This window comes from Sphingobacterium yanglingense (assembly GCF_004363245.1).
GTDB classification, from domain to species: domain Bacteria; phylum Bacteroidota; class Bacteroidia; order Sphingobacteriales; family Sphingobacteriaceae; genus Sphingobacterium; species Sphingobacterium yanglingense.
Genome location: NZ_SNYV01000011.1, coordinates 582,376 through 607,326, shown reverse-complemented (window position 1 = coordinate 607,326; position 24,951 = coordinate 582,376). Strand labels below are relative to the sequence as shown.

41 protein-coding genes and 2 pseudogenes are annotated in these 24,951 nt (G+C 37.7%); 7 read left to right on the top strand and 36 right to left on the bottom strand.

Features of this window, described 5'->3' with window-relative positions:
- Window positions 1–483: a phBC6A51 family helix-turn-helix protein gene (locus CLV99_RS04795; RefSeq protein ID WP_133583344.1), complete on the bottom strand. Its 483-nt coding sequence runs from the start codon at window positions 481–483 to the stop codon at window positions 1–3.
- A gap of 5 nt (window positions 484–488) precedes the next feature.
- A complete protein-coding gene (locus tag CLV99_RS04790; protein ID WP_133583343.1) occupies window positions 489–1,043 on the bottom strand; it encodes a ParB/RepB/Spo0J family partition protein in 555 nt (184 codons plus the stop codon).
- A 59-nt stretch (window positions 1,044–1,102) separates the two neighbouring features.
- On the opposite strand from CLV99_RS04790, the gene CLV99_RS04785 reads away from it, so the two are divergent.
- The gene (locus CLV99_RS04785; protein WP_133583342.1) at window positions 1,103–1,336 is read left to right on the top strand and encodes a hypothetical protein; all 234 of its coding nucleotides are present in this window, start codon (window positions 1,103–1,105) and stop codon (window positions 1,334–1,336) included.
- Here the strand turns inward: CLV99_RS04785 and CLV99_RS04780 are convergent.
- Complete coding sequence (locus CLV99_RS04780; protein ID WP_133583341.1) at window positions 1,333–1,530, bottom strand: hypothetical protein; 198 nt, start codon at window positions 1,528–1,530, stop codon at window positions 1,333–1,335. The two genes, CLV99_RS04785 and CLV99_RS04780, sit on opposite strands and share 4 nt — an antisense overlap.
- Window positions 1,484–1,972: a hypothetical protein gene (locus CLV99_RS04775; RefSeq protein ID WP_211348416.1), complete on the bottom strand. Its 489-nt coding sequence runs from the start codon at window positions 1,970–1,972 to the stop codon at window positions 1,484–1,486. Before CLV99_RS04775 ends, CLV99_RS04780 begins: the two co-directional genes overlap by 47 nt.
- Before the next feature lie 106 nt (window positions 1,973–2,078).
- On the opposite strand from CLV99_RS04775, the gene CLV99_RS04770 reads away from it, so the two are divergent.
- Window positions 2,079–2,789, top strand: a complete 711-nt coding sequence (locus CLV99_RS04770) for a hypothetical protein (protein WP_133583339.1) — start codon at window positions 2,079–2,081, stop codon at window positions 2,787–2,789.
- On the opposite strand, the gene CLV99_RS04765 is transcribed toward CLV99_RS04770, so the two are convergent.
- The gene (locus CLV99_RS04765; RefSeq protein WP_133583338.1) at window positions 2,781–3,317 is read right to left on the bottom strand and encodes a hypothetical protein; all 537 of its coding nucleotides are present in this window, start codon (window positions 3,315–3,317) and stop codon (window positions 2,781–2,783) included. The two genes, CLV99_RS04770 and CLV99_RS04765, sit on opposite strands and share 9 nt — an antisense overlap.
- 35 nt (window positions 3,318–3,352) lie before the next feature.
- Between CLV99_RS04765 and CLV99_RS04760 the strand changes: the two genes are divergently transcribed.
- A complete protein-coding gene (locus tag CLV99_RS04760) occupies window positions 3,353–3,580 on the top strand; it encodes a hypothetical protein (protein ID WP_133583337.1) in 228 nt (75 codons plus the stop codon).
- A 2-nt stretch (window positions 3,581–3,582) separates the two neighbouring features.
- Here the strand turns inward: CLV99_RS04760 and CLV99_RS04755 are convergent, their stop codons facing one another.
- From CLV99_RS04755 to CLV99_RS04635, 28 genes and pseudogenes are all read right to left on the bottom strand, one after another.
- Window positions 3,583–4,155 (bottom strand): hypothetical protein, encoded by a 573-nt coding sequence (locus CLV99_RS04755; protein ID WP_133583336.1) that lies wholly within the window; start codon window positions 4,153–4,155, stop codon window positions 3,583–3,585.
- A gap of 4 nt (window positions 4,156–4,159) precedes the next feature.
- Window positions 4,160–4,888 (bottom strand): DUF6633 family protein, encoded by a 729-nt coding sequence (locus CLV99_RS04750; protein ID WP_133583335.1) that lies wholly within the window; start codon window positions 4,886–4,888, stop codon window positions 4,160–4,162.
- A complete protein-coding gene (locus CLV99_RS04745) occupies window positions 4,809–5,660 on the bottom strand; it encodes a DUF6291 domain-containing protein (protein ID WP_133583334.1) in 852 nt (283 codons plus the stop codon). Before CLV99_RS04745 ends, CLV99_RS04750 begins: the two co-directional genes overlap by 80 nt.
- A gap of 2 nt (window positions 5,661–5,662) precedes the next feature.
- Window positions 5,663–5,866 (bottom strand): hypothetical protein, encoded by a 204-nt coding sequence (locus CLV99_RS04740; RefSeq protein ID WP_133583333.1) that lies wholly within the window; start codon window positions 5,864–5,866, stop codon window positions 5,663–5,665.
- A gap of 57 nt (window positions 5,867–5,923) precedes the next feature.
- Window positions 5,924–6,199 (bottom strand): hypothetical protein, encoded by a 276-nt coding sequence (locus tag CLV99_RS04735; protein ID WP_133583332.1) that lies wholly within the window; start codon window positions 6,197–6,199, stop codon window positions 5,924–5,926.
- Window positions 6,196–6,399, bottom strand: a complete 204-nt coding sequence (locus tag CLV99_RS04730; RefSeq protein WP_133583331.1) for a hypothetical protein — start codon at window positions 6,397–6,399, stop codon at window positions 6,196–6,198. Before CLV99_RS04730 ends, CLV99_RS04735 begins: the two co-directional genes overlap by 4 nt.
- Before the next feature lie 2 nt (window positions 6,400–6,401).
- Window positions 6,402–6,824: a hypothetical protein gene (locus tag CLV99_RS04725; RefSeq protein WP_133583330.1), complete on the bottom strand. Its 423-nt coding sequence runs from the start codon at window positions 6,822–6,824 to the stop codon at window positions 6,402–6,404.
- Between the two features lie 4 nt (window positions 6,825–6,828).
- Window positions 6,829–6,972: a hypothetical protein gene (locus CLV99_RS23145; protein WP_162850027.1), complete on the bottom strand. Its 144-nt coding sequence runs from the start codon at window positions 6,970–6,972 to the stop codon at window positions 6,829–6,831.
- Window positions 6,972–8,624: a DNA cytosine methyltransferase gene (locus CLV99_RS04720; protein ID WP_133583329.1), complete on the bottom strand. Its 1,653-nt coding sequence runs from the start codon at window positions 8,622–8,624 to the stop codon at window positions 6,972–6,974. The genes CLV99_RS23145 and CLV99_RS04720 overlap by 1 nt, the downstream gene beginning before the upstream one ends.
- 37 nt (window positions 8,625–8,661) lie before the next feature.
- Complete coding sequence (locus CLV99_RS04715) at window positions 8,662–9,252, bottom strand: hypothetical protein (protein WP_133583328.1); 591 nt, start codon at window positions 9,250–9,252, stop codon at window positions 8,662–8,664.
- Between the two features lie 24 nt (window positions 9,253–9,276).
- Entirely contained in the window at window positions 9,277–10,989 is a 1,713-nt protein-coding gene (locus CLV99_RS04710) for a DEAD/DEAH box helicase (protein WP_133583327.1), read from the bottom strand.
- Window positions 10,989–11,567, bottom strand: coding sequence for a hypothetical protein (locus CLV99_RS04705; RefSeq protein WP_133583326.1), 579 nt, complete (start codon window positions 11,565–11,567; stop codon window positions 10,989–10,991). The genes CLV99_RS04710 and CLV99_RS04705 overlap by 1 nt, the downstream gene beginning before the upstream one ends.
- A 14-nt stretch (window positions 11,568–11,581) precedes the next feature.
- Window positions 11,582–11,902, bottom strand: coding sequence for a hypothetical protein (locus tag CLV99_RS04700; protein ID WP_133583325.1), 321 nt, complete (start codon window positions 11,900–11,902; stop codon window positions 11,582–11,584).
- Window positions 11,902–12,444 carry a hypothetical protein gene (locus CLV99_RS04695; RefSeq protein ID WP_133583324.1) on the bottom strand — a complete coding sequence of 181 codons (543 nt, stop codon included), beginning with the start codon at window positions 12,442–12,444 and terminating at the stop codon, window positions 11,902–11,904. The genes CLV99_RS04700 and CLV99_RS04695 overlap by 1 nt, the downstream gene beginning before the upstream one ends.
- Window positions 12,445–12,449: 5 nt before the next feature.
- Complete coding sequence (locus tag CLV99_RS04690) at window positions 12,450–12,668, bottom strand: hypothetical protein (RefSeq protein WP_133583323.1); 219 nt, start codon at window positions 12,666–12,668, stop codon at window positions 12,450–12,452.
- Entirely contained in the window at window positions 12,658–12,978 is a 321-nt protein-coding gene (locus tag CLV99_RS04685; RefSeq protein ID WP_133583322.1) for a KTSC domain-containing protein, read from the bottom strand. The genes CLV99_RS04690 and CLV99_RS04685 overlap by 11 nt, the downstream gene beginning before the upstream one ends.
- Window positions 12,979–13,257 carry a hypothetical protein gene (locus CLV99_RS04680; RefSeq protein WP_133583321.1) on the bottom strand — a complete coding sequence of 93 codons (279 nt, stop codon included), beginning with the start codon at window positions 13,255–13,257 and terminating at the stop codon, window positions 12,979–12,981. It abuts the gene before it with no gap.
- A 21-nt stretch (window positions 13,258–13,278) separates the two neighbouring features.
- Window positions 13,279–13,382: pseudogene (locus CLV99_RS23140) on the bottom strand.
- 259 nt (window positions 13,383–13,641) lie between these two features.
- The gene (locus tag CLV99_RS04675) at window positions 13,642–14,250 is read right to left on the bottom strand and encodes a hypothetical protein (RefSeq protein WP_133583320.1); all 609 of its coding nucleotides are present in this window, start codon (window positions 14,248–14,250) and stop codon (window positions 13,642–13,644) included.
- The gene (locus CLV99_RS23135; protein ID WP_162850026.1) at window positions 14,250–14,387 is read right to left on the bottom strand and encodes a hypothetical protein; all 138 of its coding nucleotides are present in this window, start codon (window positions 14,385–14,387) and stop codon (window positions 14,250–14,252) included. Before CLV99_RS23135 ends, CLV99_RS04675 begins: the two co-directional genes overlap by 1 nt.
- 81 nt (window positions 14,388–14,468) lie before the next feature.
- On the bottom strand, window positions 14,469–15,134 hold the full coding sequence (locus CLV99_RS04670; protein WP_133583319.1) for a hypothetical protein: 666 nt from the start codon (window positions 15,132–15,134) through the stop codon (window positions 14,469–14,471).
- Window positions 15,135–15,141: 7 nt separating this feature from the next.
- On the bottom strand, window positions 15,142–15,732 hold the full coding sequence (locus CLV99_RS04665; protein WP_133583318.1) for a hypothetical protein: 591 nt from the start codon (window positions 15,730–15,732) through the stop codon (window positions 15,142–15,144).
- 487 nt (window positions 15,733–16,219) lie between these two features.
- Window positions 16,220–16,453, bottom strand: coding sequence for a hypothetical protein (locus tag CLV99_RS04660; RefSeq protein ID WP_133583317.1), 234 nt, complete (start codon window positions 16,451–16,453; stop codon window positions 16,220–16,222).
- Window positions 16,454–16,495: 42 nt separating this feature from the next.
- Window positions 16,496–17,713, bottom strand: coding sequence for a hypothetical protein (locus CLV99_RS04655; protein ID WP_133583316.1), 1,218 nt, complete (start codon window positions 17,711–17,713; stop codon window positions 16,496–16,498).
- Complete coding sequence (locus tag CLV99_RS04650; RefSeq protein WP_133583315.1) at window positions 17,713–17,994, bottom strand: hypothetical protein; 282 nt, start codon at window positions 17,992–17,994, stop codon at window positions 17,713–17,715. The genes CLV99_RS04655 and CLV99_RS04650 overlap by 1 nt, the downstream gene beginning before the upstream one ends.
- A 68-nt stretch (window positions 17,995–18,062) precedes the next feature.
- The gene (locus CLV99_RS04645; protein ID WP_133583314.1) at window positions 18,063–19,070 is read right to left on the bottom strand and encodes a recombinase RecT; all 1,008 of its coding nucleotides are present in this window, start codon (window positions 19,068–19,070) and stop codon (window positions 18,063–18,065) included.
- Between the two features lie 373 nt (window positions 19,071–19,443).
- A complete protein-coding gene (locus tag CLV99_RS04640) occupies window positions 19,444–19,761 on the bottom strand; it encodes a hypothetical protein (protein WP_133583313.1) in 318 nt (105 codons plus the stop codon).
- Between the two features lie 54 nt (window positions 19,762–19,815).
- On the bottom strand, window positions 19,816–20,091 hold the full coding sequence (locus CLV99_RS04635; protein WP_162850025.1) for a hypothetical protein: 276 nt from the start codon (window positions 20,089–20,091) through the stop codon (window positions 19,816–19,818).
- Between CLV99_RS04635 and CLV99_RS23535 the strand changes: the two are divergent.
- From CLV99_RS23535 to CLV99_RS04620, 4 genes and pseudogenes are all read left to right on the top strand, one after another.
- Window positions 20,025–20,345 (top strand): annotated as a pseudogene (locus CLV99_RS23535) (helix-turn-helix domain-containing protein); the annotation flags it as partial. The gene CLV99_RS04635 and the pseudogene CLV99_RS23535 overlap by 67 nt on opposite strands.
- Window positions 20,346–20,945 carry a S24 family peptidase gene (locus tag CLV99_RS04630; RefSeq protein ID WP_246032693.1) on the top strand — a complete coding sequence of 200 codons (600 nt, stop codon included), beginning with the start codon at window positions 20,346–20,348 and terminating at the stop codon, window positions 20,943–20,945. It begins immediately after the preceding pseudogene.
- Window positions 20,946–21,109: 164 nt separating this feature from the next.
- Window positions 21,110–21,466, top strand: a complete 357-nt coding sequence (locus CLV99_RS04625) for a helix-turn-helix domain-containing protein (protein ID WP_211348414.1) — start codon at window positions 21,110–21,112, stop codon at window positions 21,464–21,466.
- 387 nt (window positions 21,467–21,853) lie between these two features.
- A complete protein-coding gene (locus CLV99_RS04620; RefSeq protein ID WP_133583309.1) occupies window positions 21,854–22,390 on the top strand; it encodes a dihydrofolate reductase family protein in 537 nt (178 codons plus the stop codon).
- A 14-nt stretch (window positions 22,391–22,404) separates the two neighbouring features.
- Here the strand turns inward: CLV99_RS04620 and CLV99_RS04615 are convergent, their stop codons facing one another.
- The 3 genes from CLV99_RS04615 to CLV99_RS04605 all read right to left on the bottom strand — a co-directional run bounded on the left by CLV99_RS04615 (window position 22,405) and on the right by CLV99_RS04605 (window position 24,951).
- The gene (locus CLV99_RS04615; protein WP_133583308.1) at window positions 22,405–23,037 is read right to left on the bottom strand and encodes a hypothetical protein; all 633 of its coding nucleotides are present in this window, start codon (window positions 23,035–23,037) and stop codon (window positions 22,405–22,407) included.
- Between the two features lie 172 nt (window positions 23,038–23,209).
- A complete protein-coding gene (locus CLV99_RS04610) occupies window positions 23,210–24,277 on the bottom strand; it encodes an SDR family oxidoreductase (RefSeq protein WP_133583307.1) in 1,068 nt (355 codons plus the stop codon).
- An 80-nt stretch (window positions 24,278–24,357) separates the two neighbouring features.
- A complete protein-coding gene (locus CLV99_RS04605) occupies window positions 24,358–24,951 on the bottom strand; it encodes a Crp/Fnr family transcriptional regulator (RefSeq protein WP_133583306.1) in 594 nt (197 codons plus the stop codon).

Genomic DNA, 24,951 nt, shown 5'->3' with positions numbered 1-24,951 from the left:
TTACTTCTCCTTTTTCTTCTTTGAAGCGTTCATAATTGCCGCCATGAAAGGTGAACCTGTTTCAAACTTATCGCCTTTGTTTGTCAAATCGGTATTTTGACGGTTCTTCCAGTTTTCGGAATCACCGTTTGTTAATGTGAATATGATTGCGGCTGTGTCAGGTTGGTAGTGCTTGTCAATATTCTTTTGCTCTTTAACTTGTGGCTTGCCTTCCTTATCCCGTGTATACGTTGTGCTTTTCTCTTGGACCGTATACCCTTGTATTTTTTTTAGTAGGCTTTTCTTGGCTTCTACAACAAAAAATTCCATCCTAGCATCTTCTGCTTTTTTAATAGCATCGCAAAACTCGTTTTTATCTTTCTTCCAGCGATAGTAAGTAGCCTCGTCAATCCCAACCATTTTGCATATTTCAGCAATAGTGTATGTATCCGATTTTACTAGATCAGCTATCCTCTCAACTAACTTCTTGCCGTATTTTGCCATGGTGCTTATTTTATACTTGCTTCGGGGAACTCCCTTAATATTTCATTTATATGAGCTTTGATAAGTTCCTTATTATCATCATTTGAAAGCTCTATAGTTATTCTACAGGTTGATGTTGGTAACGGTTGTTCTTCTTCCGTTTCTTCTTCCTCAACAAATGAAACAGGAATATCCATCCCCCAATCGATAAGCTCTTGTTCGTCCCATTCGTTGGCTATCATATTCCAATCAGTAGAACCAAAAGCAATATTGTCTTTCATCAAGAAGGCTCGTAGCTTTTCAACTGGAGTGTCTGCCGGTAGAATCTTGCAGGGAACTTCTTTTATTTCCAATTCAACGCATGCACGATATCTCATGTTACCGCCAATGATCACATAGTTATCCCCGTATGGAAATACCACAATTTCTCTTATCTCCATAAACTCCGGATCATCAAGGATTGATTGCTTGAGTTTTTCAAACTTATCATCTTTGATAAACCTTGGATTTGAGGGCAAACCATTTATTTGCCCTGTATTGGGCCAAAGATCTATTGTTTTAATATTTTTCCTCTCTATCATAACTTAATCAGAGAACAAATAATAGTGCAATTATTTATGTTTTTACTACCTTTGTACAAATGAATAAAAGAATAGCGCAGATATATGTAATCATCGAAGATGGGAAAGCTTTGTTTGCTGACACAAATCTTAAGGATATACATAATGACTTTTCTGCCATTGCTCCTGATATATCTTACACTATGCTGTATAATTCCTTTCGTGAAGGTGTGGGCCATTTTCAAAGGACCTCAAAAAACGGACGGACTTTTACTTTTCAAGTAATCTTCAATAAAGACTACGTTAGAGGCTAAAGCCCTTTTTCCTTTAGAAAGGAATCAACCAAAAATCTCAACTCTAAGTTTAACTCGTCTTTCAATTCTCCAACGATAGTAATAACTGTTTTAGGATTGGTGATCAAAATATCCGTTTTGATCCTGCCTTCTTTTCCAGCAATACTTTCATACTGCCTGGGTGCTGGCTTCGATACTGTTTTCTTTGTTGCCATATTGTTGAATGATTTTAGTGTGCATATTATCTACTGATTCTCTAAACTCGCTGTACAACTGATAAAACTTGACCGCTCTCTTGACATCAAACGACACTGTCCCCCTTGAAACATGTAATATTGCTATAAGCTTCCTGCTTATGCAAGAATTCATATGACCTGTAATCATACTGACAAGCAGTTCGGGTTGATAAAGCTTCATGATCAACGCAATTAGAATTCGCCTTTTATGAGCGTTACTTTTGATCATTTCCGCATTGTACAGCTGCGACTTGGTAACGTTCATATCTTGGCAAAAAGCATCAACAATCCCCTCGACAATATCTATATCATCGAAGGTTAATGCCGGAAGTTGCTCCCGAATTCTCTCGAGCACCTTAATTGCCAAGTCGGGAAACTCCCTGTGCAAAACATTCACCACTATTTGCGCAGGATAATTCATTTTATCAAAGATAAACAAAAGTAGACAATGTTTCCAAATTGTCTACTTTCACTTATTTTCTTCAGCCATCCGTACTTTGCATATTTTTGTTCAAAATTAACCGAACATGAAATTAGATAAAGTCGTTTCTCAGAAGGATCTTATTATAGATTCTTTATCCAATAGTGTAATATCTCTCCAAGCAGATATCAACTCTTTAAAAGCATCCAACAAGGTTATAATTGATTCATTAAAGTCTCTAGACCGTATTTTAGTCCAAAATGAAATATCTACAACATACTATTCAACACACCTTGCAACATATACGGCAATATTTGTAGCGCTGATCACTCTGTTGATAGCCGCCATAACTGCGATAAATTTCTTCGGAATGTTTAAACCCATTAATACAAAAATAAATGAATTAGAAAACACAACTTTGCCAGGAATAATTAAAACGTTGGAAGATGAACATGCAGTAGCAGTAGGCAGGTTAGCTGAAATTTCAAAAGAACTAAAAGGCACAGTCAACAAATCACTTATAGCTATTGATCGGAGCATGGTTCTTCACCATCTTTCTGTTGGAAATATTGAAACATCATTTATCTTTTGCATAAGAGCTGTTACAAAGATAGTCGAATTCAATCTTGAAGAAACTAATAAACTTACTGTTTTCATGAGAAAACTAGATTCAATACAAAACGACAACAATCTTAAAATGAGTGTATTCAAATCAAAAAATAAGAATGAAATTAAAAAGTGCTTAGATAAAATATCTAAATCAAATGACCATAGATACGTAGAATTCGCAATCTTATTAAAACAAAAGCTAGAATAAAATCTTCTGAATTAGCCCTAATGTTTCCATACTAAGCATTTCACTAGGCTGGCGGCGAATCAACTTCCAGCCTAGCGATTGAAGCAAGTTACCTTTTTCCATATCTCGTTTAATTCCTGTCCCCGAGCTGTGTCCTGAATTACCTTTCATCCAAATACCCCCTTCCTGCTCAATGGCAATCTTCATGACGCTCCCATCCAAAGCTAGTGGTATCGCATAATCTATCCTAAATTGCCTATCTAGGGTAAAATAGAACTCCGGCCATACTTCTAGACCCAATTCTTGTTTGATAAACTGAATAAACAAATCCTTTTGATGCTCCTTATTTCTCAAATTTCTATAATCATCAATCCAAGCTGTTTTTAAGCCCGTAGATCGATTGTGTTTCTTTTTCGCAGTACTTATACATATTTGTACTTTTTCTTCTTCTGTGAGGTTATTTTTGCGCTTAATCACCCCGTTTACCTCAACCCAACCATTTTGTTTTAAATTTTTAGCAAAAGCTGTTCCCCAGTTTGATTTAGCCATTTTTAGAATTTATTTTTATTTTGTAATTTGAGATTATGAAATCGATAAGAATAACACACGAAAGGACTGCTACAACAGTAAGCCCTCTTTTCCATTTCAACCACCCTGATGGTGAGTTGGAAGATTTTGAACAAGTACTTGTGATACCAGTAGACGGTGAAGGTCAACAATTTTTAGAACCTGAAATTAGGACAGTTGTCAAAGTTGGTCAACCCATAGACGGAATCTCACAATACGAGGGGTCTATTCATGTAAACCCTTAGCCCTAATATCGCAAGTTAGTCCAGTGAACTAATTTACCCTTGAAATTCTTGTCGAAGTACTTAAAGAAATCCCAAACAGATTCAAAGCCATCATTTGCGGCAAGTACTTCGACAGCATTTCTGTCAAGTTGCTTTCCATCCACTATCACCGTTAAAGCGTAAGCCCATTTCTCGCCACAAAATTCTACTTCATCGGCATACGACACTCTTGGATCATTAGAACCTAAGTGCATTGCGCTCAATATCTCAATATCCTGAACACTTACACACTTCACAACTGGCGCGAATTGAAACCGATTTTTTGTTCGACCATTTACAGCGAAATGAATGTCGTTTCCTGCTTTCCAGCGATTACTTGAATCTTGACGTATGGTATGCAACTTTGGTGACAGATGAGCCTTACTGTGCCAGTTACCCCCAAATTTTGATCTATAGTCCTCTAGGCTATCAACATAGTCTATCCCCTTTATCAGATCACTTTGAAGTAATCCCAATTGTATTTTTTCGATGAAGTATGTTTTGCTATCTGCTTGGCCCATTTCTTTCGGCCATGTCTGCATAAATCCTAATGTCATAATTTTAGTTTTCTAAGTTGTTAAATTTTCGTTCCATGAATGTTTCTAGGTTGTACCGCTTTTCTCCAAAAACCAAGAATCTCATTCCTGCTACTACTTTACCGAACTTTCCATTGAAAAGATTATCGAATTGACGTAGCCAGCGCTGTGTGATATCCTTTGCTGTTGATATTGTTTGCTTTGGTGCTTCTTGAATTTGCTTCTTTTCTCCCAAAGCACTTTTCATCACCTCAATCATACGAGGCAGATCACTGCGTTGCTTTTCTTCGTCTTCTTCGGCTTTTGTTTTTTTTGCAAGGGGATCATACCCGTATTTCTTAAATCTTTTGTGGGCTTCGAGATTAGCCGATTCAACAGTGTTCATTCTTTCCTGGTTGTATTCTTCAAGTTTTGATAAAATCAATTGCCCGTCAATGCTGTCATAGAATTTCCCAAAATGTCCAACTTTCATTTTTTCAAAAAACACTTTGAAGTCAGCTAAATTCAAGTGGGGGAAATATTGAAGAACCAACACAGAAGTTTGTTTTATCTGTGATGCATTCATCGTCTTGCCAACATTTAGAAATTGAACAAAATCAGAAATAAACTCGATTATCACCTCTTTTGCTAATTCGGCATCTGAACGTCTGATACTTCCAAGTGATGGTACACCGCTATTGACTGCCTGAGATATGCTTCTGTAATCGTTCGGCAATAGATTGTTGATTATCGACTCTGAACTCTGAGACTTCATCAATTCTCTGTTGTCTACTTTGATTTGCTGTAATTGCCGTTTTTCCATTATTGTTTACATTTTGAACCCATGAATATTTAAACCCTTGCCACGAATGCTCTGCACATATCCGTACGGCATCAGCGACAGAAAAATTGTTCTTTTCACATTCGTTGATCAGGAGATTGATTGCTGATTCTGTGAAAGTCGCTCTTTTCGCAACTCGAACCTTCATCCAGTCATCTGCATGTTGCTCGAGTACTCCCATCTGAAGCAACACACTTTTAAACTCCGGCTTACCAAATTTCTTTTTTGATCCTGTTTTATCAGTTTTTGGTGCGACAGCGCCCAATAAACTATTTATATCATTTACATTAACAGTATCATTACCATTTACACTAACATTATCATTTACATTATCAGTTGGATTTGTTGAGCTTTGTTGACATGTGTTAACACTTGTTGGATTTGGTTCAACAAAATCAACACTTGTTGACATTTGTTGAGCTTGTTGGGCTCTTAATTCTGCTGACTTTTTCCCTGCCTCTGCTCTCTTTTCCCTAATAGTCTCATACTTCTTTAAATCCCTCTTTAACTGCTGTTTGATCGGCTCAAAAGCCATTTCCACAATAAAGTTATCGGTACTAGGATCTTGATCATTTACGTACTTCAACAGGTGGTAAAAAAGCTCTCCAGCATTATTGGTCCCATTTACCCTATCCTTAACGATAAGCTTCTCAACAACAGTTATAAGATCTGAATACAGGATAAATGACTTTTTATCTACTGCCATAACTATAATTTATTTTCTTTTTCAAAAATTGCCATTTCAAGGCCATTAAGATGCTCTTCGATCTTATGGAGCAATTCGGCTTTCCTTTGCTCCAGCTCACTGTTATCTATCCCATTCAATGAATACGCATACGACACGAGGGCCACGTTTTCAAGTTCACTGTAAAGGTGTTTGGATATCGCACAAAAGTATTCGTACTGCTCCATAAAAATCAAAGTTATAATTTTGTAGACAAAGTGGTTGATTTGTCAACTTTTTGTTTGTTAGAAATCATTATACCCTCCTTTCGAGAATATGTTTTCTATGTTAATATCGAAATACTCGCAAATGTCCAGCATCCAAACAGCGAAATAGTCGCCCTTTATTCGGCACTCTATGCCTTCTTCATCGCAACCCTTTTCAACTAACTTGGAAAAGCTTTCAAAATGAAACGAATAAGGTAAAATTAATACATCGTCCTGCTTTGCTTCATCGTTGTACTGCCAGCGCCATTCAGGACTTTTTTCCTGAACCCATTTGTATAATTCTAATTCTGTCATTTCAAATCCCTCCCGATTTTACCTAGCTCTACCCTTACTTCCTTCCAATATTCCATTGCTTGAACATCAGCAGAATGACCCACCACATCTCTGACATTCTCTACCGCGATAATAGAGCAATCAACTGCCTTTCGAGCGGTTGTTGTATGACCATGAAACTGAATGACCATTTCTTTAGCTTTATCTTTTGGTGATTTCATAGCTAATATTTCTTATCAATAATGTTTATAATATGCTGTAAGTCTACTCCTGGATAACGCTCAATGATAGCATTCACCATTAATTGCCAGCGATCCGGGCTTGACTTTCTAATACGTGTTGAGGCATTATGCGAAAGTGCCTTAATCCTTTTGATTTCCTCAAGTCTTTCGTGAATTCTATAAATGAAAAACTTACAAAAATTCATTCGTTTCTTGTAATTGATTTCTTGACATTGCAGAAACCGTATTTTATTATTATCAAAATCCAACTGGATTTCATGGGACCACTTCTTAAGCTGGATATCATCGACACAATTGTCAATTTCATCAAGCGTGAACCGACCGTAATAATCTTCAGGTTTTTTGAACCCTGATTCGTGTTTTTGAGGCTCTTGCACCTCTTTTTTAAATAGTTTGTCAAACATAAATTTAGTCCGTTATAATTTTTTCTTTAATTTCTATTGTGATTCGCAACAGCTCCTTTGCTGTATCTTCGTTGATTTTATTGTCAACATATTCTGACTTTATAAAGCCTTCCAACATTTCGATGTCAGTGTATATTTCTGAGTTCATTATGCTGCTAACTTAATATTATTATGATCATCATTATCGGTTGTGAATATTACTTCTTCCAATGCCTCCAAAATGACTTTATATGCCAATGGTACCACCGAATTTCCAATGAATTTCTTTTGCCTAGTTTCAGGACCTACCATGATGTAATCTTCAGGAAAACCTTGAATGACTAAAAGCTCGTCAACCCGAAGCATCCTCATCATGATATCAGATATTCCATATTCAAACATGCACTCTATAAGTTCGAGTGCTTTAGTCTTTTTAGATCCTGACTCTTGGTTTATGTAAGCCCAATCTTTTTCATTTAGGAACTCGACAATTGCAGGATTAATTTTTCCTTCTATAGCATTTACTACCGACAATGGAGCTTTATCCTGTCTCGCTATAAGTGTAGGGCATGATGTATTAATACTGGTTGTATGCCCAAAGTGTGATGGATTCCTTATAAAGGATAATAGATTTGCTTTTGGTACCGTAGGCAATGTGCCAATTGCCGTATCAATTGAGGTGGTAAAACCTGTTCTGTAGTTTCTTAGTATGCAGCATATCTTTCCGAAACGATCTTTTGTTGGAATCGTGCCAGCTGGGTCATCAATTGAATTTAAGTTATGGCCATTACCATAATACTTGTACATGAAGTTATTTTCTTGTGTTGGGACAAATTTCTTTATACCTGCTATAATTGTATCTAACGTATTATCTGAAAGCCTCTTTTCCTTGGTGAATATACTGTCTCCTTCATCACTAAAATCTATAAGGTCTTTTACTGCATTCCATTTTTTTAGTCCCTCACCAAATAAATCAGGCTGAGAGCATCCGTTTTTTGAATGGGTAGCTTTAGGCCAAGATACTGGGATATTAGGTTTGCTGAAATTTATGAATAGACGATTTCGAGAAGTATACGCTCCAAAGTCTGCAGCGTTTAATAACCTGTAATCGTATTTATAACCCAAGCTTTTTATATTCTCTACCCATCGTAGATAATCTTCACCTTTACGTGTTGAAATTGGGACATAGGCCAGTTCGTCCCGATTTTTCTTTTTGTTGAATATCCATTTCAGTTCAGTATTAGCGTAAATACCTTTCGTAAGATCTTCTTTGTGTTCTTTTACACACTTTATCTTCATTGGTCCCCATGACATGAACTCCTTTACATTTTCGATAGTTATAATATCGGGATCCAAAGCATGGATATATCTATCAGAATGTTCAGGTAAGGACCTGCTATCAGGATCACGCGGCTGCCCCCCTTTTGCTAAACTGTAGTTTGTACATTCGTGACTAAAATGTACTACTACTTTAGCGTTTGGATAGAAAGCTCTATACAAATCGAATAAACGAATAAGTCGTTGCATCTGTGGTGATTTGAATAGAATTCCATGTTTAACTTCTCCATACAATACTGTAATATCCTCATTGAAATGCACAGTGTCCGGTAAATTAAGGGCATGAGAATCTAACGCTTCTGAATCGTGGTTTACAGCTCCAACCACAATTGTGTTTTTTGCAGATCTAGCACCGTAACCCACACCTCCAAACCCACAAAAGAAATCTTGAAGCAAAAATTTAACTTCATCAGGTTTCAGAAATGACTTTGGTGGGATCATTGGCCTGATCTTTCCTCTGATTTTACTTTTATACAATACCATAATTATCTTTGATTTTAATGATATTTAGAATTATCACTTAATCTGTTAATACTTCTTCTCGTTCCGGGGCGATATCATATATCTGAACGTTACCATCTTGACCAACCTTCATAGGTTCAGCATTAATGGTTTCTAGGATATCCCTACGCTCCTGGATAAGCTTAATGGCATCGCTATTGCTCGATCGTGCTTTTTCAAGAACCCTATCAAAGAATGATACTTGCTCTGTCAATAATTGATAGTTTTTGGTATTTCCTGATAGCGCAAAAGCATGCTGATAGATTTCACTTTCGGGCTTCACTGAAAGAGCGTGGTTACAAAGGAATATGCCATATGAGATATCTTCAAAATGATCCTGTGATTTGGGATCGACAAATCTTGCTTTGATCTTCTGGTGCAACTTTTCAGCATTTTCGATAAGCTTCTCGATATCCCTTTTCAGGTCCATAATTTGAGGTGTGGGAATAGTTTTATCTATCCCCTTTAGGTCACCAAGGATTGGCTTTAAGCCTTCAAAGGCAGCATAGTGTAACGCTCCGCTTGTGGCTATTACAGTGCGCAATGCTCCAATCATAACCGTTTGAAGGCTATGGATTTTTTCTATTTCAGCTTGAGTGTATTTTTTCATAAATATACAAAGTGGTTAAATTGTCTACTTGTTGTTGAAAAGATTAGCGAAACTATCAACGATACTAACCTCTGTCATATCCTCAGTTCCGGTTACTGTGTTTGCGATTTCGCGTTTTTTCTGAATGAGATCATAGTTCCATTCATCAATCGTATCACGACCTAAGAAATAAGTACACATGACGTTGTTATGCTGGCCCATGCGGTAAAGCCTATCTTCTGCTTGATCCATGATTGCAGCATGCCATCCGAATTCAATAAAGCAGACGTTTGTTGATACGTCCTGCAGACCGTTCACTCCAACTCCACCGGCCTTAAGATTAAGCACAATGACATCGATATTAGGTTCCGTACGAAAAGCGTCTACAGAAGCTTGCTTTTGAACGGCATTTTCAGCACCAGTAAGACGGACCGATCGCACAAATTCCTTTTGGACGGCATGAACAATTTCGGTAAGGTTACAGAAAACTACGACCTTTTGCCCTTGCTCGACAAGTTCCTGGATGAATGAAAATGCGTCTTTCAGCTTTCCGCGTGCGGATATGTTTTTCAAGATACCTATACGGACCATAACTTCGCCTTTCATTGACTGCTGAATCTTTTCATCGCTTGCGTCCTTATATTGCTTCATGTAGCTTTCAAGATTGGCCATTGCATGACTGTATTCCTTACGGGCTTCTTTGCTAAGATCACAAAGGATTACTTGACGCGATTTATCAGGAAGATACTTTTTGACCTCGGGATCAGTCTTGTTCCGGCGAAAGAAACAATTCTTGTTTAGCTGGAAATTCAGCTCTTTCAAATTTGATGCACCTTTCGGGCCACTACAGAAATGATCAATGAAGTGTTTGTAACCTCCCATTTCAACTAGACGGTTCATGATACCTAGTTGAGCAATTAGATCGTTAGGTTTATTAATCAACGGTGTACCCGTCAATAAGAAGATCGTTTCTTTACCAACTGCTATGCCCTTCGATATCTTAGAAGCTTGAGTCGATACAGCCTTTAATTTATGACTTTCATCGAAAATTATCGACTTATAGAAATCAATTGCTTTCTTTCTAAAATGATAGTGCTTTAAAGTTGCTTTTTTCTTTTTCCCAGTCTTTTCATCGAATCCAGGATCGTCAATCGCTTCTACGAAGTACTTTTTCAGACTTTCGTAATTGACAATAAAGAACTGGGCTAAACCAGTGCGATAAAACTCTTGATAGGTGTTTTTCATACCGTCAACCATAACGACAGCTTTACGGTTTACCGTTTCAAGAACCTCTTTAACCCAGTTTTCCTTCACAGCGGACGGGCAAACAATAAGACACGGGTAAGCGGCCTTTCCTTGTTGATGAAGAGCTTCAATAGCTGCTATAGCCTGAAAAGTCTTACCTAATCCCATATCATCCCCAAAGAATAGCCTTTGCTTTTCTATAGCGTATGCAATACCCGTTCTTTGATAAGGTCTAGGATCACGTTTCAAAGGAATCTCGATCGTAAGCTCCGGCAATGGTGGTATTGTGAAGTTTTGTGCCACTTCATTGACAACCTTTTGGCCGAATTGTAGATTGTGAACTTTACAGAACCTTTCAACTTCATCGCGGTATCTTGTGGGTACGCTCCAAGTCTTGTCGTTGAAATCAAACTTTCTTTCAGGAAGAGCTTTGACAGCTTCGACAATTTTTGGCTTGTACTGGAATTCGATTTTAAAGTAGTTGCCTACTGTAATTGCGCTACCTAATGACATTATTTATCTCCTTTTAAATCACTTAAATATTGAGAAATATCAATCCTTTCGTCAGTCGGAAAAACTGTTCCCGTGCTTTCAGTTTCCAAAAACTTATTAAACTCCTCGATCTTTTCGAGCAGTTCATCGGATGGATCCCAATCCTCATGCACAACATCTTGAGATATCTGCTCAATATCTATTGAAGCATAGGACGAAGAGACTGTTGTTAGCAGCATAGCATTATCTAATGAGATTTCATCTTCTTCGTAGTGTTCAATTACTTCTTCAATGCACGTGAAGTATTTATCAGTATATTCATCGTAAATAATTCCGTCATATGGAGCGGTCACAACAGGCTTTTTAAGATATTTTTCACGATTTGATTTATCCAAACAAGATTCACAAGTATGTGAATAGTTGAAATTCTTTTTAAACTCAACCTTACAGGATCTGCAATTTGTGTGTGTTACATAGTGATCGATGTTTCCATAAGGGATATGTGTAAGTATTATTTGCTTACCATCCACCTCGATAAACTCAACATCTACCTTGCCTTTTTTTACTTCTAGGTCTTTAATTGTTACTTTTTTGTCCATAGTTAACATCCTTTCTATAACTTATAGTATTTAAAATTCTTACCATTTTTAATGATCCCGATGAGGTTTGTTTTCTTTTGGATCTGCTGTATCTGACTAGATATGTTTTTAGTTCCTAATCCAGTAGCGTAATCCAAATACTTTGCATCTACAGCGCAGAAACGACCATCGTCAAGGTTGTCATAAATAAACCTCTGTTGCTTACTTAAAAGTTCGATAGATACCATTTTTGCTAAGTCTTGAGCTAGGTGATGAGCGTTGCCGTTGTAGGCTCCTTTATGCTCAAGTTCTTCGAGCCTAAGTATTATTGCCGCGTAAACTTTATTCTCTATCACTACTCTTCCTCTTCTAGCGCTTTAATAAAATCTTCCTCACTGGGTAAATGATCTAGAAAGTATTCGCCTAAAGCATTAACATCATCTAATTGATGCTTAATTGTAAACTTTCTATTTTGAAAGTCAATTATGTAAGAATACTCAATGCAGGATTCAGACCCTATTGCCCTATTTTCACTATTTATTAATAAAATTTCATCCCCTTTGTAATTCGCAATATTGGTCAATACTTTTTCTGCCAAATCTCGATGACAAAAATTTGACCACCAATCCTTTTGGTCCTGACTCCTTTTGTCGGGTTCATTACTCCAATTTGGACATTTAGAATTGTAATCATCAATAAACTCTTTATCAACGCCTTCGTAGTCCAAAAATCTTAATTTGGACATGTTGCTTTTTAATTTCTCCAATAGTTCACCATTACCTAGAAATTCTAATATACCAACTCCTACGCCTGAGGGGTATCCGTCCCATTGTCCATATTGGGCTATTTTTTTTGTACCTGACTCATCAATAACTAAAGTCATGTTTCTTGTTCCCATAGTTTTTATTTCTCTATTAATTCAAATGATCGTAAAACAGGGGTAACTGCCCCTATCTCCAAATTAAGTCCATGTGTTTTTATGGTCTCTCTAGCTTTATCTAAGCCCATATCAAGGTTTTTTACGCGAACCTCTACTCTTTCCTTCATCGGCCGGAAAGTACCAAAGCCAAGAAGCTTCTTTAGCTTCTCGACTTCATTTAAATAAGTAGACTTAGTTTCCATTTTGTACACTTACCTCGGTCAAAATTTTATGTTCTAATTTTACCGAAGGGTATTTGCCTGATATTTCCGCTCGAATGAACTTGCCAATACTTTCGGCTTTTGAGGCTTCAATAACAGTCTCATTAGGGATATCACGGTACAAGTAAGTGCCTCCATTCTTAAACTGGACAAAGAAGTTTTGGGTGTCCTTATCTTCATCAGGAAGATGTCCGCAAAAGTCAACATTGCTTGAAGGCAGTTTAAAAACTGCATAGTCGTTGTAACGCTCGTCTACCTCGTAGGCGATATCGTAAAATGTTAAGGTTTTCATTTAGTATGGATTATCTACATGTAATTCTAAAAGATCTATTCCCACTTCATAGAGGAAATTTGAAGAGTCTTTACCCTCTTTAACCTTTTGAAAAGTTTCATCTGTAAAGTTCACCAACATGAATGCTGATACATCAGGAATGAATACAAGTTCGCAAAACTGGGTTTTAGTATCACCTGAATCTTGATAATCATAAGTTACTCGATCCAAATGCTTGAACTCATAATTTGGATGTGCTAAAAGACCATCATAAATGTCTTTTTGGATTTTGTTTGCCATAATATAAAATTTAAATTTTTGTTGGGGTGACTGGATTCGAACCAGCGCGGGACCATCTATCCTTACATACCTCGTTTACGCCCATTTTATGGGCTGCATAGCATCTACCAACCTGCCACACCCCATCCTTTTAACTTTAGCTTTTTTGTTTACCTGATAATCAGCTTGTAAGAACGAGTACAGACCGTTAAAAAATCTGTTAATTAATAATCTTTATGTTTCTGCAGTTCTGCAGTGAAAAAGCTTTGTCGATAGCTTCCTCAAGTGTTAATAGTGTAAAAAGCTTTTTGCCGTACAGATCAAGAAAATATGATCGTTCAACAGTGTAAAAACCGCTTCGGCTATCCTTTGATATTCTACGAATAAAATAAGTAGCCATGACTTTTAAAATGGTCCGTCCTCTGTATCATGTTCGTCCGATTCAGCCTGTTCAAACATATCCAGTTGAGCCGTTGGAGCCATTTTGCCTTCAACATACAATAGAGCCTCTTCGCTACAATGATTGATTAGCCCTCGGAGCTCAAAAGAGTTTTCGTATACTTCTTCATTGTCGCCACCCTCCCATTTCGTAAAAGGGCTGTTAAGATTCAATGGCGCTCCGCTTTTTCCGAATCTTACACCCCTAAGGGTAACACCTTCGTGAATATCATGACCACCAATAGAATAGCTACTGACTTTATACTTACTCAAGGCCTCTTCATCTTCTTCAAGATCATAATATCCTTTCCCTTGAGCTTCTGCTTGGTCACATAAGATGGAAAGGTGTGATCGAAGTAGAAGCAAAGCATTCTCCATGTCTTCGTGAACAATGTTCTTACCGATCCTGGTGTAATCTCCTGAAATGGTTTTAGATACTTCTTCACCTTCAACAATTTCAATGATTGTCACTATTTCCTCGAAGGTTACATCTAGCGTTTTGCCCTTGGTAAGCTTTACCTTAGTAACCTTGCGCGCTGTATTTACAGTCGCATTAGTTGTAATTGTTTCTCTCATCACTTGCTAACTCTAAACTGTTTTAAGTATTCGTGTTGTGCTCTTGACACATCCATAGTAGGCATTTTTAGCGCTAGTGCGACATGACTAATATCTCTATTCGGCATCGCCTTTAGTTTTGCTATTATTGCTTCCATTTTTATTTTTTTGAAATTGTTTGTTTTCGAAATAAGCGATCGTAAAAAAGACCGCAATAAATAATAAAATCTTAATTGATATCATGCTGAAAATCCATCTACGTAAAGCCAGTATTTAAAAGCGATATCCTGGTACTGTGATTTCCCATAATTGTAAAGCTTATCTCCTCGATTGATCGGGATCTTAAAGACCTTTTGATTAACCTTACTTATACCGATAAGCATATCTTTACTTGTACCCTCGATATCCATGTACCACGCACGGGATCTGAAATAATTAAAGTGATCACATGCTTGCTCAAACTCTTTTTGAGTCTTGGCCATGGTACTTTTAATATCTCCACCCATATTCCAAGACCGAACAAGAAGATCCCATTTACAACGCACACCAGTTGAAAGTTGAAATTCAAATTCATTATGTACGATCGGGAAATCATGGGAGATTGATATACTTTGAAAGTCGGCCGCATCACTAATCATTTTGCAAAAAGGATCCTTCATGTACGCTTTCTTCATTTCCTTAGCGAGATCAAAATCAGCTTGGGTGAACGGAAAATGAGCATACTGGCCTTCAACTGTCAGATTATAGAAATCCACCTTGTGAATCTCGGTGATCATAAAGTCAAGCAAAGTTCCGAAGGCAAAAGCTCTCTCCTTATCGCCGAATTGCGGCCTTGGATAAAGCAGTTGCTCGAACTCCGACAAGGTCGAATGGCTGACTTCTCTGCGTGAATAGTATGGGTCCATTTTAAATCTAGTTATCAAACCAAAATACAATTCGAATATTCGACTCGCATGAGGAATCATATCTTTCGCATGATGAAGAAAACAGCTCTTTAGCTCTCTGTTCCAATTTTTCAATTAAAGGGATTAAAGATTCATTATTTTCTGACCATTCCCTTCTTTCATAACCTTCTTGATTCGTACCCTGACACCAACTATTAGGCAAAATACCGTATTTGTCTAAAGACCTTTGTTGATCCTTGCTTAGAAGTCCTGAATAACTAATTGTCGGTTCGGTCGATTGATACTGCTTCAATTCTTTCAGTGTTAACCAAGAGTGAGTGTGACCGTCACTATCATAACTAATAGCTTCAGATTTCACAAAAGCTGAAAGATCTGAAGGTAATCCCTTAGGTTCCGCAACCGGTACAACTCGCCCCGAATAATCTCTTACACCTGCCAAAGTTGTAAATAAAGAATAGTCCCGATTTCCATGAATTTCAATCCTTTCAAATCCATTTTTGCTGTCAAAATTCTCTGTCTTGATAAAGTAATCACCAATATTCCACGAATCTTTTATTCGCGTTTTATATTCTACATAAATATGAATATCACACCCCATAACTATTTAATTTTTTCTATTTGAATTTTTCTAACTTTTAACTTTAATTTCAGGTAATCAATCTTTTCCTGAATTGAGGTATTTGAATCCATTTCAAGCCCCTCAATAGCTTTAAACTTCCTTTTTGAATAAGAGAAAAGACAGTACTTTTTGTCTATACAATCATTCATTGGATATTTCTGCCATTTGATAATGACTTTGTAGTAAATCGTCATATGCTAAGCCCTAATTGATCTGTTTACTAGCTCTTTTTTGCAGTATTGAATAAATGATTTGAAATCATTTTGAATGTAAATAGCGTTCTTATCGCAGTTATTAGAAGGATTATTCCCTCTGCTTAATCGGTAGCTTCTCATAAATTCATTGACGCCTATCAAACGTCCGCTTTTAAGCATTTCCTGAACAATGTCAGCGTGTCTATAATTTCTTTGCAAGAATAGAATAACCCCATTAATTGCTGTTGATCGATGTCTGTATCTACTCATTTCTAATCCCTTAAAAAGCCCAACATTTCTTTTAACTCGTTGTCAGGTTTACCCTGAAGGACTATTTTGCCCTTGGTTGATAGATTAATTACACTACCTGTACTTAATCTGATTTGGTGACCTCCTGGAAGATCCTTTTCGATGGTCACAAAGTAATTTCTTACTTGTAATCTAGTCTTGATGACTAGAATGGTTGTCTTTAGAAGCATACGCTCCGCGCCTTCAACATCTATCATGGATTTTATTGTTAGGTTTTGATTAGGGGGAATTTCACCCCCTTATTTTGTTACTACTGCTTTTACATCTTCAATGTATCTCACTTTCGGATGATCAAGCTTTTCAGAAGTGGTGTTCGCAATTTTCTCCAACTCCTTTTTCATTTGGTTCATAGTCTTTTTGCCAAATGTCTCGACATCTAATGTCATCCCTACCTTTTCAAAGAAGAACATGAACACCGCGCCCCATCCAGCAGCATCAACAACCTCAATAACATAAGAAGTTTTAGTTTTTCCAGCTGATTCTTTAACTTCTGCAAGCTGACTTGCAGTATCGAAGAGTGTTTGAGCATTGTTTAATTGCTGATCGGCTTGAAGTTTCGCTTCGTCCGCTTTGGCTTTTTCTTCTTGTTCTTTTTTTAAAAGAACTTCTTGAGCTTTTTGACGCTTTTCCGCTTGCAATCTGATTTTCTCCGCCTCTTCTGCATTTGCTTTTGCCAATAATTCAAGTTCCTTTTTTCGACTAGGAAGCTGATCTAAAGCATTCTGCTTGTCGACTTCCATATTCTCACGGAAATTTGCTGATAACTCATTGTATAAGCTCTTGTGCGCATCGTCTATAATTCCGTCAACTGTTGTTGTGTCAGCATATATAGGAAACAAAGAGCATTCAAGCTTATTGAAAGCCTCGCGAGGATAATCAATCTTAACATCTTTGATCTTCGTTGTGACTTCTTGAAAAGTTTCCAAAGTTGCATTGTTGACGAGGCTTGATACGTGTGACTTGAAAGCAAACAATTTCTTATTATAGTTGGCTCTTATCTGCTTTTCTGCCTCTGCTTTAAGCTCATTTAGTTCTTTAGCAATGTTCTGTTGCTTTAGAATTTCAGCTTCTTTAGCCTTCTGAATATCGGCCTTTTGCTTGGCCCATCCGTTACGATGAAGTTGCAATTTGCTGTAGTAACTATCAGGCTTTTGAGAATTCAACGGGTTTTCAAGACTGGTGAACTCACTAGCAATCTTTGTAAGGATCTGAGTAATCGGTGCGCGTCTCTCATTATTGATCTCTAATGCCTTCTTTGCGTTTAATTGCCATTTATTGATCTCTTCGTCGATACCATCCGACATACCTTCGGCTTCTACTGTATCGAGCAAGGATTTCGCTTTAGCCTCTGCTTTTTCAAACAAAGATCTATTTGCCATTAACACGCTTTCAGCGGTCATCAAAGTCGAATTAACTTCTTCGAATTTGATCAATTCTTTATTTAAAGTTGCTTCCATTATCCACGCCCTCCCATCACTGCAGCAAGTAATGCCATTGGGTTTGATGCAGCGTTTTTTAGCTCCGCTATAACTGTCCCAATTTTAAAATTAACAAAAGCAAGTTCGTTAGCGTTTAAAACAATGTTCGATAAACTTGACATAATCGCCGTAACAGGTTTTTTTTGCTTAAACTCATTGCTTATAATACCTTGCAATTCTTCCTGTCTTTCATTGGATATACCTAACGCCTTAGGTATTGAATTTTCATTGTTCACTGGTGTTACTAATAAACTATTCATAGTTTTAATTTTTTAATATGATTTGATAAATATTTGTGTACAAAGTTTCTGTTTAGTCTACCTGACTGCTAAAATTCAGGTTCGTCACAGTCATTTTCTACCTGGGTGGTTTCAACTTCTTCCATTACTTGAGCATCTTCGACAGCTTTGTCGAAATCGTCAAATGATGGTTCGTCCTTCACTTCGACATGTTCTACATCCTCGGTTAAACCTGCAGTGTAAGCTTCGGGATCAATACCATAATCGATTTCAGTATGATTGAATTCTTCTTGCAATGAAGAGAACTTCCCTGTCGGCACTTTAGGATAAGTTGAAAAAGCGTGCTTGATTGTTTTCGCTGCTAAGAACCCAGTGTCGATCTGACCACCGTTTGACGTATAAAGAGCGTTGGCCTTTCCTGGCACCTTCTTTTTTTGCACATCGTCCCATTTTGAGTTTTGACGCTCAGAATATCCCTTTAACCGTTGAATATCGTCTTGATCGAGATAAGGCATTTCATATGAACCGTCAGGGCGCTCGATACGAACGAAAGAAGCTACTATCTTTGCACCTTCAGGACGATTAGACATTTTTTTATAAGCTAATACAACCTGCTTACCACGTTCATTCAAGCCGATTTCGAAAGTGTCACAATCGTAAACAATCACAGGGTTATCAGCATACTTAACTTGACCAGCACGCATACGAAGCTTTAATTCTCCGTATGGAGACACCTGCAATGACGCACGTTTCTCATAGATGTCCTTATTTTGAGCATCCTTTTTCCCCGTTTTATGACTCTTGGCAATAATGTAGCAATCAGGCTTTGAACCTTGTTCTAGCGATAGGCCGTTGACATTTATATCAAGAAATACGCCGTATAAGGAAAGTTGTGAACACTCTTTCAAGCCGGGAGTCTCAGCCAATTGTTTTTTAAAATTAAATGCCTCCTTGTGGTAAATCATTTCACCTTTATCGCTACCGTGTATAGCGTTGTGCATCGCGATAAACTTTTCTTTTACTGCATCAATCTCTACAATTTCAGCAGGCTTTGCGCTTTGTAGCACCTTTACTAAGTTTTGAGTTTGATTTGACATATTGATTTAATTATAAAGTGTGATATATTTTTGTTTCTCGATCTGTAAGGATATTTTTGATTTCTTCATTTAGCTTTTCAACTCTTTCCGACTCCTTACATTTTTTGTATTCCGAATAAGTACGAAATTGCTTTCTTCTTTCTGATTGTGCCCTTCGATCCGAAAACGGAACTTTCTTAGGCTTAAACAGAATTTTGAATATCAGGTATGTGACATAAGCTTTCGCGCTGAACATCACTATCAAAAAAAGGATTAACCACATCTTTTGGATTTCTTAAATTTTAAATTGTGTTTGATAATAAACTCGGTTTTGAAAGCTTCGATAAACTCTCTTTTTGATGGGGTTGTAGCTCTTACTGGCTCCTGATCCCACTTAGTGTATGCTATCCTCATAAGCAATCTGCGATTTGATTCCCGTTAACAGATTCTTATCATAGTCAAAAGATTTATCGATCAGAATAACCCGTTTTGACCAACTACCTTCGGGATTTAGTTCGACTACAGCATTTGGATATCTACAAGCTATTCTACTCTTCCATCTTTCGAAAGAATATTCGTTATTTACTGTCGTGCAGGAATCGTCATTCTCCGGTAAGTAGTAGTTTCCAAAACTAACATGACCAAGATTTTGGACAATGTCACTGTAGGTCAGTTTTTGCAAACTGATAGGTTTTGTTACATTTGTATTCATAATATGAAAAATTTAATTTTTGAGCTCAACGGTCCGAACGTTGGGCTTTTTTATTTAATTATTTAACAACTCTTCATTTGTTAGCTGCAACTCACTTCTAAGAACTTCCATTGCGCTTGCAGTAGTTAACATTACATCATTATTATTGATGTAACGTTGTATCGTAGGATAGCTTTTATTCAATGATAATGCTAGTTTAGTTTTAATATTATTATCACTTTTTATCACTCCGATAACACTTTCACGTAGTCTCATATCATTTAATGGCATATATTTTGCTATTTTTGTTTTCAATTCTGCTATCATTTCTGATAACAAAATTAATATCATTGAGTGATAATTCAAAACATTCAATGATATATTTTATTCAAAATTATCATTTAATCATACAAATGACTGATATTCAGCAAAATAATATTCGCGAAAGATTGATAGAGCTTCGTAAGGAGCATCTTAAACTCAATCAACGAATGTTCGGCCAGCCAATAAAATACACTCAGTCTGCTATTTCTGAGATAGAAAAGGGCAACAATAATATCACTTCGAAATTCTTAATATCACTTAGTAATTATTACAAAGTTAGAATGGAATGGCTAGAAAATGGTGAGCTGCCTATTTTCAAACTACAAAATGATGTGAACGCTCAATCTATCAGTGAAATTTTTCAAGTAGATGAAGACATCTCCCATAATAAATTTATAGATATCGGCAACGGGACCATGCTTATGCTTACACCTCTCGTTGACGAATATGCTTATGCCGGCTACTTATCGGGCTACAAGGATCCCGAATATATAGAAGAACTACCAACCCACCCTATTTTTGTGAATAAATACCATAAAGGAAATTACCAATCTTTCGTTGCTGTTGGGGACAGCATGACGACCACTAATCAAGATTTAATAGAAGACAATATATATCATGGGAATATAGTAACTGGACGTGAGATCATCCGACCGCACTGGCTTTCCCATCTACATACACACGCTTTCAGGGATTATGTCATTGTACACCGTGAAGGGATCTTGATCAAAAGAATCCTTAAGCACAATGTTGAGGAAGGAATATTGACGATTCACTCTTTAAATGAGAACAAGGATCTATACCCTGACAGGGAAATAAGCTTAGATGACGTTTATCAAATATTCAGCATCGTAGAGGTTCATCAAAAGAGAAAGAAATAATTAAGACCTCGCAAGATCATAGATGTCAGATAAACTCAAAAATTTGAAAAGGGATGGTATATCGATACAGTCCCATAAGGTCAAGAGAGAGATCACTCAAAAGGACCTGGAGAAAGATCTTGTGAAAGAGGTCGGAAATAAAATAATAGTAAAACTTGATGATAATGGAAAATTTAATAACTGACGAAGCCAAAAGGTTTAAAGCTTTTCGACTTGCTGAAAACTTGACCCAGGAAGAGCTGGGCGAAGCGCTAGGAAAAACTAAGAGCTGGATTAATAAGGTAGAAAACGGATCGCGGCGGATCACACTAACCGAAGTTAGTATTCTGCGCAAAAAGTTCGATATGTCTTACGAATGGTTTTATGAAGGCAAAGGAAAAAGAGTAGAAAGTGGAAAAGACGAAAACCTCCTCACAGTAACCACAGCCTTAAAAAATGAAGTTGATTTATTAAAACAAAAAGTTGAAAAACAAGATCAGATTATCAAGAAGTTAGTTCGAGATTTCTACGCAAAAGACTAAGAATAACCTGACAAATACCGGACAATATGAGTCAAAATTTAGCAAAAAAGCTTAATCCAGTTTTAGACAAAGAAATCATTATCAGAAAGTTAAGAAAATATAGCGCTTCGGTTGAAGAGTTCGAATCTCTCCAGCTCCACAAGCAAAACCGCGTTCAGTTCGTCTGAAAGCGGTTTTGTTGCTTTAGGAGAGATGAGAACTCGGATAGAGAGTTCGAACTATTTCTCTTTGAGGGTTATGTGCGGGGATGTTGGGACGCAAACAATCTCTCCAGCTCCACAATTAAAAGCTCAACGAAAGTTGGGCTTTTATTGTTTTAATTCCGACAAACTCCTTTACATTTTCTAGAGTTTAGTACCTTTGTAGAAAATCCTATGTCATCAAATCATGAGAAAATTATCAATTTATATCGCTTCTAGTATCGATGGTTACATCGCCAAACCCAATGATGATTTGAGCTTTTTAAGCCTGGTCGAAAAGACAGGTGAAGATTATGGCTATGCTGACTTTATCGCAGATATTGACACGTTGATTATCGGTAGAAAAACGCATGATTATGTAATCAAAGCACTTGGCCCCTCCTACTATGACAATGGGGATAGGGATGTGTATGTAGTCACGAGAAATCCGAAAGCGAGTTCTGGCCGCACAACTTATTACGACGGAAGCATGGTCGATTTATTGGAAAACCTGCGATCCAAACCAGGAAAAGGTATCTATTGCGACGGTGGAGCAGAAGTGATTGATGCCTTATTAAAAGAGGATTTAGTAGATGAATTGACCATCTCAGTTATCCCTATATTATTGGGCAATGGTACCCGGTTATTTAAGGATGGTAGACCGGAACAATTGCTGGAGCTGGTCCACGCGAAAACATTTGATACAGGTCTAGTACAACTGTATTATAAAAGAAAAAGACAATAGCTTTCCGATCCAGTTTACGGCCTTGAAGCCGGAAGTAGCAGCAGATGGCTATGTATGGCTATGGGGACGATTATAGTCGGCAATAAGGCATAGGGAAATACCAATACGGCGGTATTGGGCTGTTCAAACCCGAATTGCTGTATAGGAACTGGGGATGAAAGTACGCCGGTAACGACGACTGAAACTAATGACAATATCCCAACGTAATTCCAAATTATAAAAACTGGCGTCTGCAGTATCACGTTACGAAATGTATATAGGAGTAGAAATAAAAGTGCAGATACACCGATGAAGATATCAAAATTGCTTCCTCTGAAGGTCATCACTTTGGGAAGTAGTTTATTTAGATATAGGTTGTACAGGTAAAGTTCGACAATAATGCGAAGCGACTGTATGATCAGTAAAGGAGCCACTCGGAAATGAGTGCCTCTCTCCTCTCGATATACGGTAATGTTAACTAGGATAGTGCCTATTAGCGCCGCTAAGAATAGTTTAGGATTTGCACTAAAGATATCTCCGAGGCTTAGGATACTGATTACTATAGCCCATGTGCCATTTATGAGCAATGATTTGCGCCCCTGCCCTGTTGCCCAATAAAAAAGGAGCAGAAAGAGTAATGTCGTCCCCAAGAAAGTAATCTCACGCATAGCACATATTGTTGTTATAGCTACAAATATAGGAAGCCATTGCTCTTTTTATCTTTGCATAGGGCAATAAGATAAAAGCTGACCAGTACTAATATTCAAAGATAAACAGCAAGCGTATAACTTTAAATTCATGCGCTTGCTGTTATCTACCGAGCTTAAATCCAATGGGTACCTATGGAATTATTTTGTCCGACCTAAGCTTTTCGAACAGTTGATAGAAGGAATCGCGTGTATTGTAGTAGGCTGTAAAGCCAAGTCTTCGGCTATTGGACATATCGGTCATTACTTCGATTGGACGCCCTAGATCTAGGTCAGTATGCCATGCTGAAGTGAGCTCCGTGATATCGGGTTCGACCAATTGATGCCGCTCGGCTAACTCTCGCCATAAGGGAGCTTTGTCTTTCATCGCTTCTTCTAATGGCTTTATTTCGGAATCATAGCCGATATATGGGATATCGAACCAAGCAGCAATCTCTTTCCATAACCAACTCCATCTGAATAGGTCTCCATTGGCAATATTAAAGGCCTCGTTGGCTGCTGCAGGCGTGTCCGCAGCCCAAACTATTTGTTCTGCCAAAATACGGGCATCGGTAACATCCGACAATCCATTCCATTGGGCTTCTGAGCCTGGGAAAACAAAGGGGATCTGTGCATGCTTACAGAGCGATGCGTAAATGGCTAAAGTTATTCCCATATTCATAAGATTGCCTATAGCATGTCCGATTACGGTGTGCGGACGGTGTATGCTCCAGGTAAGACCATCCCGTGTTGCGGCTTTGTATACCTCGTCTTCTTGTGCATAGTAAAAGTTGGGATAGCTCAACCGCGGTTGGTCTTCGCGGATAGGAGTTTCGGGCAGACTGCCTTTTGTAGCGTAGGATTCAAAAGGGCCTAGATAGTGCTTTAGCCCGGTAACTAAAGCGACGTGGCGTACGGTTCTTTTTTTTGAAACTACAGTTAGTAGATTTTGAACCATAGACGAATTGACGATAATATTCTGTTCTTCGGACTCCATACGCATCCAGGTGGTAAAGAAAATATGTGTTGGATTGACTTCCTGTAATGCTGATTCTAGGTTCACAATATCTAGTAAGTCGGCTTTAACAGGTAGTACACCGGTCTCATTGCGCAGTGGATTGCGGGCTAGACCGTAAGTCTGCCAACCTTGTTTCAATAATTCTTTCGTGAGGTTGCTACCGGTAATTCCGGTGGAACCAATGACTAATGCTACTCTGTCCATATCTAAAATTGTTTATACAAAATTAGGTGGCAGGTGATAGATTAACCTTGATTCAAAACAAGAAATGGGATTGACTTATATCAAGACTGCTGTTGGAAGCGTTTCTTTTTTAGCCTGCTAACGGTTTCGGCAGATAGACCAAGGTACGAAGCAATCAGATTCTGGGGGACTCGTTGGTGTAATGTAGGGTAAGTTTCCATGAATAATTTGAACTTCTCTTCGGCATTATGGGTGTTGGAGCTGATTAGACGGCTGTCCTTTCTGGTTAAGCTGTTTTGATACAATATCCTAAAGTAACGTTCCATGATAGGGAACTGTTCGAGTAGCATCTCGTAGTTGTCTTTGGAAAGCATAAGGACTGTCGTGGGCTCGACAGCTTCAATATAGAGCTTTGCTTCGGTGTGCTTTACAAAGCTTTCGAAATCCGAAATCCACCAGCCCTCCCAAGCGAGTAGGATGATGTGTTCGCCGCCTTTATCGTCAATGGAGAATGATTTTAAAAGTCCATCGGTAATAAAGGACAGGTATCTGCAGAAGTCGCCTTCTTGAAGTAAGTACTGTCGCCGTTTTAATCTTCTCAATTTGAAAAAATCGCTCAATACGGCCCTATCCTTTTCTTGGAGGTCAATCTTTTGTCCGATATGAGCGAATAATACTTCAAGAGCCGAGTCCAT

Bases quoted from the DNA above. Each gene is read 5' to 3' on its own strand.
- CLV99_RS04795 (WP_133583344.1), bottom strand. From the start codon at position 483: ATGGCAAAATACGGCAAGAAGTTAGTTGAGAGGATAGCTGATCTAGTA.
- CLV99_RS04640 (WP_133583313.1), bottom strand. From the start codon at position 19,761: ATGAATACAAATGTAACAAAACCTATCAGTTTGCAAAAACTGACCTAC.
- CLV99_RS04755 (WP_133583336.1), bottom strand. From the start codon at position 4,155: ATGACATTAGGATTTATGCAGACATGGCCGAAAGAAATGGGCCAAGCA.
- CLV99_RS04790 (WP_133583343.1), bottom strand. From the start codon at position 1,043: ATGATAGAGAGGAAAAATATTAAAACAATAGATCTTTGGCCCAATACA.
- CLV99_RS04665 (WP_133583318.1), bottom strand. From the start codon at position 15,732: ATGGGGTGTGATATTCATATTTATGTAGAATATAAAACGCGAATAAAA.
- CLV99_RS04750 (WP_133583335.1), bottom strand. From the start codon at position 4,888: ATGAAGTCTCAGAGTTCAGAGTCGATAATCAACAATCTATTGCCGAAC.
- CLV99_RS04650 (WP_133583315.1), bottom strand. From the start codon at position 17,994: ATGAATAGTTTATTAGTAACACCAGTGAACAATGAAAATTCAATACCT.
- CLV99_RS04735 (WP_133583332.1), bottom strand. From the start codon at position 6,199: ATGACAGAATTAGAATTATACAAATGGGTTCAGGAAAAAAGTCCTGAA.
- CLV99_RS23145 (WP_162850027.1), bottom strand. From the start codon at position 6,972: ATGAACTCAGAAATATACACTGACATCGAAATGTTGGAAGGCTTTATA.
- CLV99_RS04605 (WP_133583306.1), bottom strand. From the start codon at position 24,951: ATGGACTCGGCTCTTGAAGTATTATTCGCTCATATCGGACAAAAGATT.
- CLV99_RS04625 (WP_211348414.1), top strand. From the start codon at position 21,110: ATGGAAAATTTAATAACTGACGAAGCCAAAAGGTTTAAAGCTTTTCGA.
- CLV99_RS04630 (WP_246032693.1), top strand. From the start codon at position 20,346: ATGGAATGGCTAGAAAATGGTGAGCTGCCTATTTTCAAACTACAAAAT.
- CLV99_RS04680 (WP_133583321.1), bottom strand. From the start codon at position 13,257: ATGGCAAACAAAATCCAAAAAGACATTTATGATGGTCTTTTAGCACAT.
- CLV99_RS04780 (WP_133583341.1), bottom strand. From the start codon at position 1,530: ATGGCAACAAAGAAAACAGTATCGAAGCCAGCACCCAGGCAGTATGAA.
- CLV99_RS04685 (WP_133583322.1), bottom strand. From the start codon at position 12,978: ATGAAAACCTTAACATTTTACGATATCGCCTACGAGGTAGACGAGCGT.
- CLV99_RS04725 (WP_133583330.1), bottom strand. From the start codon at position 6,824: ATGTTTGACAAACTATTTAAAAAAGAGGTGCAAGAGCCTCAAAAACAC.
- CLV99_RS04745 (WP_133583334.1), bottom strand. From the start codon at position 5,660: ATGGCAGTAGATAAAAAGTCATTTATCCTGTATTCAGATCTTATAACT.
- CLV99_RS04775 (WP_211348416.1), bottom strand. From the start codon at position 1,972: ATGAATTATCCTGCGCAAATAGTGGTGAATGTTTTGCACAGGGAGTTT.
- CLV99_RS04710 (WP_133583327.1), bottom strand. From the start codon at position 10,989: ATGTCATTAGGTAGCGCAATTACAGTAGGCAACTACTTTAAAATCGAA.
- CLV99_RS04765 (WP_133583338.1), bottom strand. From the start codon at position 3,317: ATGGCTAAATCAAACTGGGGAACAGCTTTTGCTAAAAATTTAAAACAA.
- CLV99_RS04770 (WP_133583339.1), top strand. From the start codon at position 2,079: ATGAAATTAGATAAAGTCGTTTCTCAGAAGGATCTTATTATAGATTCT.
- CLV99_RS04675 (WP_133583320.1), bottom strand. From the start codon at position 14,250: ATGAGAGAAACAATTACAACTAATGCGACTGTAAATACAGCGCGCAAG.
- CLV99_RS04690 (WP_133583323.1), bottom strand. From the start codon at position 12,668: ATGGAAACTAAGTCTACTTATTTAAATGAAGTCGAGAAGCTAAAGAAG.
- CLV99_RS04670 (WP_133583319.1), bottom strand. From the start codon at position 15,134: ATGGACCCATACTATTCACGCAGAGAAGTCAGCCATTCGACCTTGTCG.
- CLV99_RS23135 (WP_162850026.1), bottom strand. From the start codon at position 14,387: ATGGAAGCAATAATAGCAAAACTAAAGGCGATGCCGAATAGAGATATT.
- CLV99_RS04715 (WP_133583328.1), bottom strand. From the start codon at position 9,252: ATGAAAAAATACACTCAAGCTGAAATAGAAAAAATCCATAGCCTTCAA.
- CLV99_RS04760 (WP_133583337.1), top strand. From the start codon at position 3,353: ATGAAATCGATAAGAATAACACACGAAAGGACTGCTACAACAGTAAGC.
- CLV99_RS04660 (WP_133583317.1), bottom strand. From the start codon at position 16,453: ATGATAGATGTTGAAGGCGCGGAGCGTATGCTTCTAAAGACAACCATT.
- CLV99_RS04615 (WP_133583308.1), bottom strand. From the start codon at position 23,037: ATGCGTGAGATTACTTTCTTGGGGACGACATTACTCTTTCTGCTCCTT.
- CLV99_RS04635 (WP_162850025.1), bottom strand. From the start codon at position 20,091: ATGATATTAATTTTGTTATCAGAAATGATAGCAGAATTGAAAACAAAA.
- CLV99_RS04610 (WP_133583307.1), bottom strand. From the start codon at position 24,277: ATGGACAGAGTAGCATTAGTCATTGGTTCCACCGGAATTACCGGTAGC.
- CLV99_RS04645 (WP_133583314.1), bottom strand. From the start codon at position 19,070: ATGTCAAATCAAACTCAAAACTTAGTAAAGGTGCTACAAAGCGCAAAG.
- CLV99_RS04695 (WP_133583324.1), bottom strand. From the start codon at position 12,444: ATGGGAACAAGAAACATGACTTTAGTTATTGATGAGTCAGGTACAAAA.
- CLV99_RS04705 (WP_133583326.1), bottom strand. From the start codon at position 11,567: ATGGACAAAAAAGTAACAATTAAAGACCTAGAAGTAAAAAAAGGCAAG.
- CLV99_RS04620 (WP_133583309.1), top strand. From the start codon at position 21,854: ATGAGAAAATTATCAATTTATATCGCTTCTAGTATCGATGGTTACATC.
- CLV99_RS04655 (WP_133583316.1), bottom strand. From the start codon at position 17,713: ATGGAAGCAACTTTAAATAAAGAATTGATCAAATTCGAAGAAGTTAAT.
- CLV99_RS04730 (WP_133583331.1), bottom strand. From the start codon at position 6,399: ATGAAATCACCAAAAGATAAAGCTAAAGAAATGGTCATTCAGTTTCAT.
- CLV99_RS04720 (WP_133583329.1), bottom strand. From the start codon at position 8,624: ATGGTATTGTATAAAAGTAAAATCAGAGGAAAGATCAGGCCAATGATC.
- CLV99_RS04740 (WP_133583333.1), bottom strand. From the start codon at position 5,866: ATGGAGCAGTACGAATACTTTTGTGCGATATCCAAACACCTTTACAGT.
- CLV99_RS04785 (WP_133583342.1), top strand. From the start codon at position 1,103: ATGAATAAAAGAATAGCGCAGATATATGTAATCATCGAAGATGGGAAA.